Genomic DNA, 8,686 nt, shown 5'->3' on the forward strand with positions numbered 1-8,686 from the left:
AGCTGGGTCAGGACTTTGGCGTCGACTTGGCCCGAATCGCTTTGCGGAATCTTGTCAAGCATCGGCTCGATGTCGGCCGCGGCGGCGATATAGGACTGGATCTGCGCCTCGGTGAGCGCGACCTGCTTCATCGGCTGGTCGGGCGCGCCGGGGGACTGGGCTTGGGCCAGAGCGGCGTCGGGCGCCAGTAGCGGCGGCAGCGGCGCCAAGCAGATGAGCGCGAGGGCGGCGGCGAGCGGGCGAACGAGACTGGCCATCGGAGTTCCTCCGGGTTGGGGCAGGGAACCCTGCCGCGTCGACGGCCGTCGCGCAAGCCTCAACTGTTCTGCGCCAGCGGCGTCTGCGGCGGACGCGCGGCGGCGCGCGGCGCGAAGGCCTTGGTCAGCGCAAAGATCGCCGCCAGCGTGACCGCATAGACGACGACCTGCAGCACCGAAGGCTGGTCGGAATAGCCGATCAGCGTGTGCAGCACGCGGCCGAACAGGCTGGTGTCGGAGAGAATCGCCGACGTGTCCCAGGCGGTGTCGCTCATCGCCCCGCCTGCTGCAGGAAGTTCGCCGCCTGGGCGGCGAGGCCGGCGGCGAGGAAGGTGATGAGCCCGGTCGTCACCGCGAACAGGCGGCGGGGCGGGATCGTCGCCAGCCCGAAATAGGTGACGGCGCTGACGGCGACGCCGGCGGCGAGGCCGAGCGCCGAGCCGACGAGCAGGTCGCCGGCGGTCGTGCCGCCGGCGGCGACGAGCCCATAGAGGAACAGCGCAACTTCCGAGCCCTCGCGCATCACCGCGATGGCGACGACGATCGCCAGCGCGAACAGCGAGCGCGCGCCGCTGCGAACCTCCTGGCCGAGCTGGCGCGCATCGGCGGCGAGCTGGCGACCGTGGCTCGCCATCCAGATGTTATGCCAGGCGAGCATGCAGACGGCGAGGCTGAGGATCGCGGCGTTGAACAGCTCCTGGCCGACGCCGTTCAACGCCGAGGCCAGAGCGCCGGCGAAGGCCGCGACCAGGGAGGCGCCGACAACGCCGGCCGCGACGCCGGCGCCGGCCATCAGCCGGCTGCCGCGCACGCCCTGGGTGACGGCCATGACGATGCCGACGATGATGCCGGCCTCGATCACTTCGCGAAAGACGATAATCAGCGCGCCGATCATGAGGCGTCCCTTCCGGTCATTGGGCGACGAGGAAGCCCTCGGTGGTCGCTTCGTGGTAATCGTCGAAGAAGCGGTAGCGTCCGGGCTTGAGGGCGCGCACCTTGACGGTGATCGCGCCGCCGCCGGCGACGACCTTCTCGACCCTGAGCGCCTTGCTCTCGAACTCGGCCGGCGTCGCGTCCTGATTGGCGAGCTCGATCACGATCGGCTTGCCGGCGGGAACGCTCGACTCGGCCGGTTCGAACTTGTGGTCCTTGAGCGTGATCTGGATCTGGGTCTCGTCATCGGCGAGCGCCGGCGCGGCGGCGCCGGCGGCAAGCGCGATCGCGAGCGCAACAACGGAAAGCGGCGGCGTGCGGGTCATCGGGTTCTCCTGGATTGGGTTGGGGCGGCGGCGCGCAAAGCGTCATCACGACGCCCGGCGGGCGAGGGCGCGGACGATCGACGCGCCGGACGGCGCGCGAAAGACTGGGGTTGGGGAATTGGCGCCGGCGTCGCCCGCAGCGCGGGTCAAAACCAACCTCCGCGCGTCTCGGCGCGCGGCTTCATCGTCGTGCATCCCGTCCTCGCTAACCGGCGGGTTCAAGGCCCGCTGTCGCTGCGCAAGATATAACGAAGAAACAATCGCTCGGCAAGCAAGTTTTGACAGATTATAATATTTCTAATAAGCGATATAGACTGCAAGACAGACGATATCGTCGCTTTGATCCGGCGCAAAAATCTATGTATTCACGATCTAGACATCAAATCTTGACGTGAAAAGAACAAATATTCAGCGAAACATAGCGATCGTGACTTCGTTTTGTTTCTAGCCGCGCGCGGCGGCGAACGGGGCGGCGATCGTCGATTGCTCGCGCTTGCCGCCGGCGCGGCGGCGGGCGTTCGTACGTCGTCGGGCCGAGGCCGCACGCGCCTTCGATCTCCGGCGGGCGGGGCGTTCACGACTCTTTTGCGACAACGGCCGAAATACCGCCGCGCGTCGAAAAAACCGCTTGCGTTTGAAGGCGATTCGCACAAATAACCATCTTGCCCACTACGCACGTGCCTGTGGTCGTGTGTCGGTCGGCGGGGATCTGGACAAGAGGCCAGTTAACCGCCCGTGCAAAGACCGGCAGCCGGAGGCGAACCGGCGTACCCCGCCAAACGGGGGACGCGACTTGAAGCAACGACGGACCGGGCTTTTTTGGTCTCTGCCGGCCCTCCAAAGGTCGGCTTACCGAAGAGGCTTGTCTATCTTGCCGGGCGTGCGGAAGGGATACCTCCCCTCCAAACGATGGCTGTGAGAGCGGCGCAGGCTTTGGCCTGCGAGGCCCAAGCGGCCACGGCGCAGCATCTGGTCGCGCGACGCGCGCCTGCCGCGGCTCTCAAGCCGCGTCGAGCGCGAGGCGAGCGGCCTCGGCGGCGGGTCAACGCCAGCGGGTCGCGTCTCCACAGCGCGCTCCGCCATGCGCATCGCCGACGATCCTGAAGCTCTTGCCCGGCGGCATCGCGACCGCCCGACGGAGGCGCCGACATGACGGATCGCATCAAGGACTTTCTCGCCCGAACGAAGGACGACGGGCCGCGCCTGGTCGTCGACCTCGAAGTCGTGCGCGACAATTATTTCGCCTTCGCCAAGGCGCTGCCTGACACGCGCGTCTTCTACGCGGTCAAGGCCAATCCCGCGCCCGAGATTCTCGATCTGCTCGCCCGGCTCGGCTCGTGCTTCGACGCCGCTTCGGTCGCCGAGATCGAGCAGACGCTCGCCGCCGGCGCGAGCCCCGACCGCATCAGCTACGGCAATACGATCAAGAAGGAGCGCGACGTCGCGCGCGCCCACGCGCTCGGCGTGCGTCTGTTCGCCGTCGACAGCGAAGCGGAAGTCGACAAGATCGCGCGCGTCGCGCCGGGTTCGAAGGTCTTCTGCCGCATCCTCTGCGACGGCGCCGGCGCCGAATGGCCGCTGTCGCGCAAGTTCGGCTGCGCGCCGGAACTCGCGGTCGCGGTGCTCGAGCGCGCCCATCGGCTCGGCCTCGTCGCTCACGGCCTGTCGTTCCACGTCGGCTCGCAGCAACCCAACCCGCGCGCCTGGGACGGGGCGCTGAAAGCCTCGGCGACGATCTTCAAGGAGCTCGCCGAACGCGGAATCCAGCTCGCCATGCTCAACCTCGGCGGCGGCTTCCCGACCCGCTACCTCAAGCCGACGCCAAGCGTGCGGATGTATGGCCAGACGATCTTCCGCGCTTTGCGACGGCACTTCGGCAACCGCATTCCCGAAACGATCATCGAGCCGGGTCGCGGCATGGTCGGCAACGCCGGAATCATCGAGGCGGAAGTGGTGCTGATCTCGCGCAAGTCTAAGGACGATCCGCGCCGCTGGGTCTATCTCGACATCGGCAAGTTCAACGGCCTCGCCGAGACGATGGACGAGATGATCCGCTACCCGATCCGCACCGACTACGACGACGACGTCATGTCGCCGTGCGTGATCGCCGGCCCGACCTGCGACTCGGTCGACGTGCTCTACGAGAAAGACCCGTACATGTTGCCGGTGAGCCTCGAGATCGGCGCCAAGGTGCTGATCGAAGGGACCGGCGCCTACACGACGACCTACGCTTCCGTCGGCTTCAACGGCTTTGCGCCGCTCAAATCCTATGTGATCTGACCGCCGCGCCCGTCGCCGCGATGCGGCGCTGCGCCGGCTTGCTCCCAACGTGAAATAGGCGTTGAATCCGCGCGCCTGTATTCCGACATGGGAGGGTCGGGATGAGCCTCATTTGGGGCCTTGTGGCGTTGCTCGCCGCTACGGTTGCGGCGACATGCGGCGTGCGCGCAGCGCGTCGCGCCCTTGCGGGCGGGCTGATCGGCGAAATCAGCGAAACCCTGACCCTGCTCGAGACCCACGACCTCGAAGCCGCGCTCGCCCATTGCGGCGAAGGCGGCTTGGCGCCGAGCCTGCCGGCGCTGCCGACGCTCAGCTATCGCGCCGACGCGGGCTGGATGGCGTTGCTCGGCGCGCATCTCGCGCGGCTGTCGGCGAGCTTCTACGCGTCGGCCCAGGCGCTGCAAGACGAATTGCGCGGCTTGTCGAGCGAGACCGTGGCGGCGGCGCGGACCGAACGCGCCAGATCCGCGTCGCAGGAATTGCAACGCACGTTCACGCTCGGCGACGAAACGCTGCGTTCGCTGCGCGACGTCGTTTCCCGTCGCCGCTGCCGGTCGATTTCGCGATCGTGATCGCGCCGACGGCATGTTGCGCTTCGGTCTACGCGGGCCTCATCCTGAGGCGCCCTCGCGTCAGCGAGGGCCTCGAAGGATGACCCGGCAAGCGCCGCCGTCCGTGCGAACGGAAGCGTCCTTCGAGGCCGCTTCGCGGCGCCTCAGGACGAGGGGGTTCAGGCGGCAAACATACCCAAGCAAACGCCGCGCGCTGTGAGCGCGCCCCGAGGTGGCCGCGGCGGCTTGCGGATGATAAGAGCCGCGCCGCGGCTTCCCGCGTGCTGAGGGTATCGATCATGGCGTTCTGGTTGGATATCGCCGATTTCGCGCTGAAGGCGGCGTTGATCGTCATCGCGCTCGGCGCGCTGGTCGCATTCGTCGCGCTGATCGCCGGGCGGATGCGCGGCGGCGACGCCGAGGGGCCGCGCCTGACTGTGCGCTCGCTCGACGAGCGCTACGACGCCATGACCGACGCGATCAACGCGCGCCTGCTCGACAAGAAGGCGCTGAAGGCGCGCGCCAAGGCGCGCCGGCGCGAGGCCAAGGCGGCGGAGAAGTCGGGCGCGCGCGTGGGCCAGAAGCGAATCTTCGTCCTCGATTTCAAGGGCGACCTGCGGGCGCGGGCGGTGCGCCGGCTCGCCGCCGAAATCGACGCCGTGCTCGCCGTCGCGCGGCCGCAGACCGACGAAGTCGCGATCAAGATCGAGAGCCCCGGCGGCACGGTGACCGGCTATGGCCTGGCGGCGGCCGAGGTGATGCGACTCACGGGCCGCAAGGTGAAGGTGACCGCCTGCGTCGACCAGGTGGCGGCGAGCGGCGGCTATCTGATGGCCTGCGCCGCCGACCGCATCCTCGCCGCGCCGTTCGCGCTGGTCGGCTCGATCGGCGTCGTCGCGCAGGTCCCCAACCTCCACCGCCTGCTGAAGCGCAACGACATCGACTACGAGGAAATCACCGCCGGCGAGTACAAGCGCAGCGTCTCGGTGCTGGGCGAGATCACGCCGCAGGGCCGCGAGCATTTCCGCGGCAAGCTCGACGCCACCCACGAGGCGTTCAAGCGCTTCGTCCAGGAGCGCCGTCCCGGCCTCGACATCGCCAAGGTCGGCGACGGCGACGTCTGGCTGGCGAGCGAGGCGCTCGGCCTCGGCCTCGTCGACGCGCTGGCGACCAGCGACGAATTCCTGTTTTCCGCCCGCGGCGAGGCGCGGCTCTACGAGATCGCCGCCGCGCAGCGCAAGAGCCTGGCGCAACAGCTCTTCGGCGGCTTCGGCGGCGAGGCGCGCGCCATGTGGGATCGGGTGTCGACCGGGTTCGGGGGGACGGGAGAATAGGGTCTCCGCAAGGCTCGGATCGCCCGGGCGGGACTTGCGCGCCAGAGCCTTTGATCCCATAATATGCCCTAATAATATGGCAAGGGATCGGACAATGTCGTCTGTCGTCTCGAAGAAGCGAATGGCGAAAGTCAAGCCGTCGCGGAAGGCCGCGCCAGGCCGCGCGCATGAAACTGCGCCGCCCTGGAGCTTCGTCATGGACCTCGGCTTGTCGAAGAAGCAGTTGGCCGAATCGATCGGGCTCAAGCCGGAGGCGCTCTATAAGGCGCGGCGAGCGAACGCGGCGAAGACCGTGACCCGCCTCGCCGAAATGGCGGAAATCCTCAATCGCGTCGCCGGTTGGGCGGGGGGACGCGCGCAAGCGGTCGCTTGGTATCGAAGCGAACCCATCCCGGCGTTCGGCGACCGCACCGCCGAGTCGCTGGTGAAGTCGGGTCAAGCGACGGCCTTGCGCGACTACCTCGATTCGATCGCGATGGGCGGATTTGCGTGAAGTTCCAGGGGCTCGCGTATCGCGCGCATGATCCCCGCTGGTCGTTCAAACCGTTGTCGGGAGAAGGCGCCGCGGTCCACGGCGGGCGCTTCAACCCGAAGGGCAGGTCGGCGCTTTATCTCGCGTTGGATCCGATCGCTGCGGTCAAGGAAGCGAGCCAAGGTTTCGCGCGCAAGTTCGAGCCGTGCGTGCTCTGCACTTACGAAGTCGACTGCGAGGACATCGTCGATCTGCGCACGGCGGAAGCGCGAAGGGCGGCGCACGTCGCCGAAGAAGACATGGCCTGTCCTTGGTTCGCCGACGCCGCCGCGGGCCGAATTCCCGCGTCATGGGGGCTCGCCAATCGACTGATCGCGGCGGGAGCGGCGGGCCTGCTCGCTCTGAGCTACGTGCGCGGCGCGACCGACCAGGACGTCAATCTCGTGCTGTGGGATTGGAGCAAACGTCAGCCCCATCGCGTCGCAGTCTTCGATCCGAGCGGCCGCCTGCCGAAGAACCAGCTCTCCTGGCCGTGAGCTTGTCTCCCCGCTGGCCCCCTGCTAGGGGAGGCGCCCGCTTTTCCCTTGCTTGAAGGACGTTTCGCCCATGGCCGGCCGCCAGTTCATCTATCACATGCGGGGCCTCAACAAGACCTGGCCCGGCGGCAAGAAGGTGCTCGAGGCCATCAACTTGTCGTTCTATCCGGACGCCAAGATCGGCGTGCTCGGCGTCAACGGTTCGGGCAAGTCGACGTTGCTGCGCATCATGGCCGGTCTCGACCCCGAATTCACCGGCGAGGGCTTCCTCGCCGAAGGGGCGCGGGTCGGCTATCTGCCGCAGGAGCCCCATCTCGACCCCGATCTCGGCGTGCGCGGCAACGTCATGCTCGGCGTCAAGGAGAAACAGGCGATCCTCGACCGCTACAACGAACTGGCGATGAACTATTCCGACGAGACGGCGGACGAGATGACCCGCCTGCAGGACGAGATCGAGGCCAAGGGCCTGTGGGACCTCGACAGCCAGGTCGAACAGGCGATGGACGCGCTCGGCTGCCCCTCGGACGAAGCCGACGTCGACACGCTGTCGGGCGGCGAGCGCCGCCGCGTCGCTTTGTGCCGGCTGCTGCTCGAACAGCCCGAACTGCTGTTGCTCGACGAGCCGACCAACCACCTCGACGCCGAGACCGTCAATTGGCTCGAAGGCCATCTGCGCGCTTACCCCGGCGCGATCCTGATCGTCACCCACGACCGCTACTTCCTCGACAACGTCACCGGCTGGATTCTCGAGCTCGACCGCGGCCGCGGCATTCCCTACGAGGGCAATTATTCCGCGTGGCTGACGCAGAAACAGAAGCGGCTCGAACAGGAGGGCCGCGAGGACGCCGCGCGCCAGCGTGCGCTCGCCGAAGAAAGCGAGTGGATCGCCGCCTCGCCCAAGGCTCGCCAGGCCAAGTCGAAGGCGCGCGTCGCCGCCTACGACGAGCTGGTCAGGAAGCAGTCGGAGAAGGCGCCGACCATCGCCCAGATCGTCATTCCGGTCGCCGAGCGGCTGGGCCAGAACGTCATCGAGTTCGACGCTCTGTCGAAGGGCTTCGCCGACCGGCTGCTGATCGACAAGCTGTCGTTCAGGCTGCCGCCCGGCGGCATCGTCGGCGTCATCGGCCCCAACGGCGCCGGCAAGACCACCCTGTTCCGCATGATCACCGGCCAGGACAAGCCGGACTCCGGCGCGATCAAGATCGGAGAATCGGTGCAACTCGGCTACGTCGACCAGTCGCGCGACGCGCTCGACGACAAGAAAAACGTCTGGGAGGAAATCTCCGGCGGCTACGACATCCTCACGCTCGGCAAGCGCGAGATCAATTCGCGCGCCTATTGCGGCGCCTTCAATTTCAAGGGCGCCGACCAGCAGAAGAAGGTCGGCATGCTGTCGGGCGGCGAGCGCAACCGGGTGCATCTGGCCAAGATGCTCAAGGGCGGCGCCAACCTGTTGCTGCTCGACGAGCCGACCAACGACCTCGACGTCGACACGCTGCGCGCGCTCGAAGAGGCGCTGCTGGATTTCGCCGGCTGCGCAGTCGTCATCAGCCACGACCGCTTCTTCCTCGACCGCATCGCCACCCACATGCTCGCCTTCGAGGACGACAGCCACGTCGAGTGGTTCGAGGGCAACTTCGCCGACTACGAGGAAGACAAGAACGTCATTTGGGCTGAAGGAAAGCCGGGATGAACCTCAATGATCTATTCCGATTGAAGGGGATCGAGCCCAACGATGTCATCGTGATGCGGCACCGACCATCCGAACCGAAACTCAATCGAGTGCTCCCGTGGCTCGCCGCCGAGCGCCCCGATCTGTTCAACGCCTATCAACAGACCCAGGGTCAGAAAGTCGAAAAAGCGATGTCGGGGGCAGCTTATACCAAGACTCTCTGATCACGACCTGTAGGCCCAATCTCGCAGGCCGATGGACATGATCTTCCAGGGTTGATCGACGAGCTTGTTCCAGGCGTCGCAGCAATGGTCGACGATGTCGT

8 protein-coding genes and 2 pseudogenes are annotated in these 8,686 nt (G+C 67.0%); 7 read left to right on the top strand and 3 right to left on the bottom strand.

The annotated features are described in order from the left end of the window. The 3 genes and pseudogenes from ABSF49_RS18095 to ABSF49_RS18105 all read right to left on the bottom strand — a co-directional run. A pseudogene (locus ABSF49_RS18095) lies at positions 1-257 on the bottom strand (hypothetical protein); the annotation flags it as partial. Between the two features lie 59 nt (positions 258-316). Further along, positions 317-1,152: pseudogene (locus ABSF49_RS18100) on the bottom strand (FTR1 family iron permease). A 16-nt stretch (positions 1,153-1,168) separates the two neighbouring features. Beyond that, positions 1,169-1,516, bottom strand: a complete 348-nt coding sequence (locus tag ABSF49_RS18105) for a cupredoxin domain-containing protein (RefSeq protein ID WP_424114041.1) — start codon at positions 1,514-1,516, stop codon at positions 1,169-1,171. A 1,149-nt stretch (positions 1,517-2,665) separates the two neighbouring features. Here ABSF49_RS18105 and ABSF49_RS18110 point away from each other — a divergent pair. From ABSF49_RS18110 to ABSF49_RS18140, 7 genes are all read left to right on the top strand, one after another. Continuing rightward, positions 2,666-3,796, top strand: a complete 1,131-nt coding sequence (locus ABSF49_RS18110) for a type III PLP-dependent enzyme (RefSeq protein ID WP_424114042.1) — start codon at positions 2,666-2,668, stop codon at positions 3,794-3,796. A 101-nt stretch (positions 3,797-3,897) separates the two neighbouring features. After that, complete coding sequence (locus ABSF49_RS18115) at positions 3,898-4,368, top strand: hypothetical protein (RefSeq protein WP_424114043.1); 471 nt, start codon at positions 3,898-3,900, stop codon at positions 4,366-4,368. 278 nt (positions 4,369-4,646) lie between these two features. Beyond that, positions 4,647-5,681: a protease SohB gene (gene sohB, locus ABSF49_RS18120; protein WP_424114044.1), complete on the top strand. Its 1,035-nt coding sequence runs from the start codon at positions 4,647-4,649 to the stop codon at positions 5,679-5,681. 94 nt (positions 5,682-5,775) lie between these two features. Beyond that, the gene (locus ABSF49_RS18125) at positions 5,776-6,174 is read left to right on the top strand and encodes an antitoxin Xre/MbcA/ParS toxin-binding domain-containing protein (protein WP_424114045.1); all 399 of its coding nucleotides are present in this window, start codon (positions 5,776-5,778) and stop codon (positions 6,172-6,174) included. After that, the gene (locus ABSF49_RS18130) at positions 6,171-6,689 is read left to right on the top strand and encodes an RES family NAD+ phosphorylase (protein ID WP_424114046.1); all 519 of its coding nucleotides are present in this window, start codon (positions 6,171-6,173) and stop codon (positions 6,687-6,689) included. Before ABSF49_RS18125 ends, ABSF49_RS18130 begins: the two co-directional genes overlap by 4 nt. A gap of 70 nt (positions 6,690-6,759) precedes the next feature. Beyond that, positions 6,760-8,382: an energy-dependent translational throttle protein EttA gene (gene ettA, locus ABSF49_RS18135; protein ID WP_424114047.1), complete on the top strand. Its 1,623-nt coding sequence runs from the start codon at positions 6,760-6,762 to the stop codon at positions 8,380-8,382. Further along, complete coding sequence (locus tag ABSF49_RS18140; protein ID WP_424114048.1) at positions 8,379-8,585, top strand: hypothetical protein; 207 nt, start codon at positions 8,379-8,381, stop codon at positions 8,583-8,585. The genes ettA and ABSF49_RS18140 overlap by 4 nt, the downstream gene beginning before the upstream one ends. The last annotated feature ends 101 nt before the right edge of the window (positions 8,586-8,686 follow it).

It is taken from the genome of Roseiarcus sp. (assembly GCF_049514155.1).
Taxonomy (GTDB): Bacteria; Pseudomonadota; Alphaproteobacteria; order Rhizobiales; family Beijerinckiaceae; genus Roseiarcus.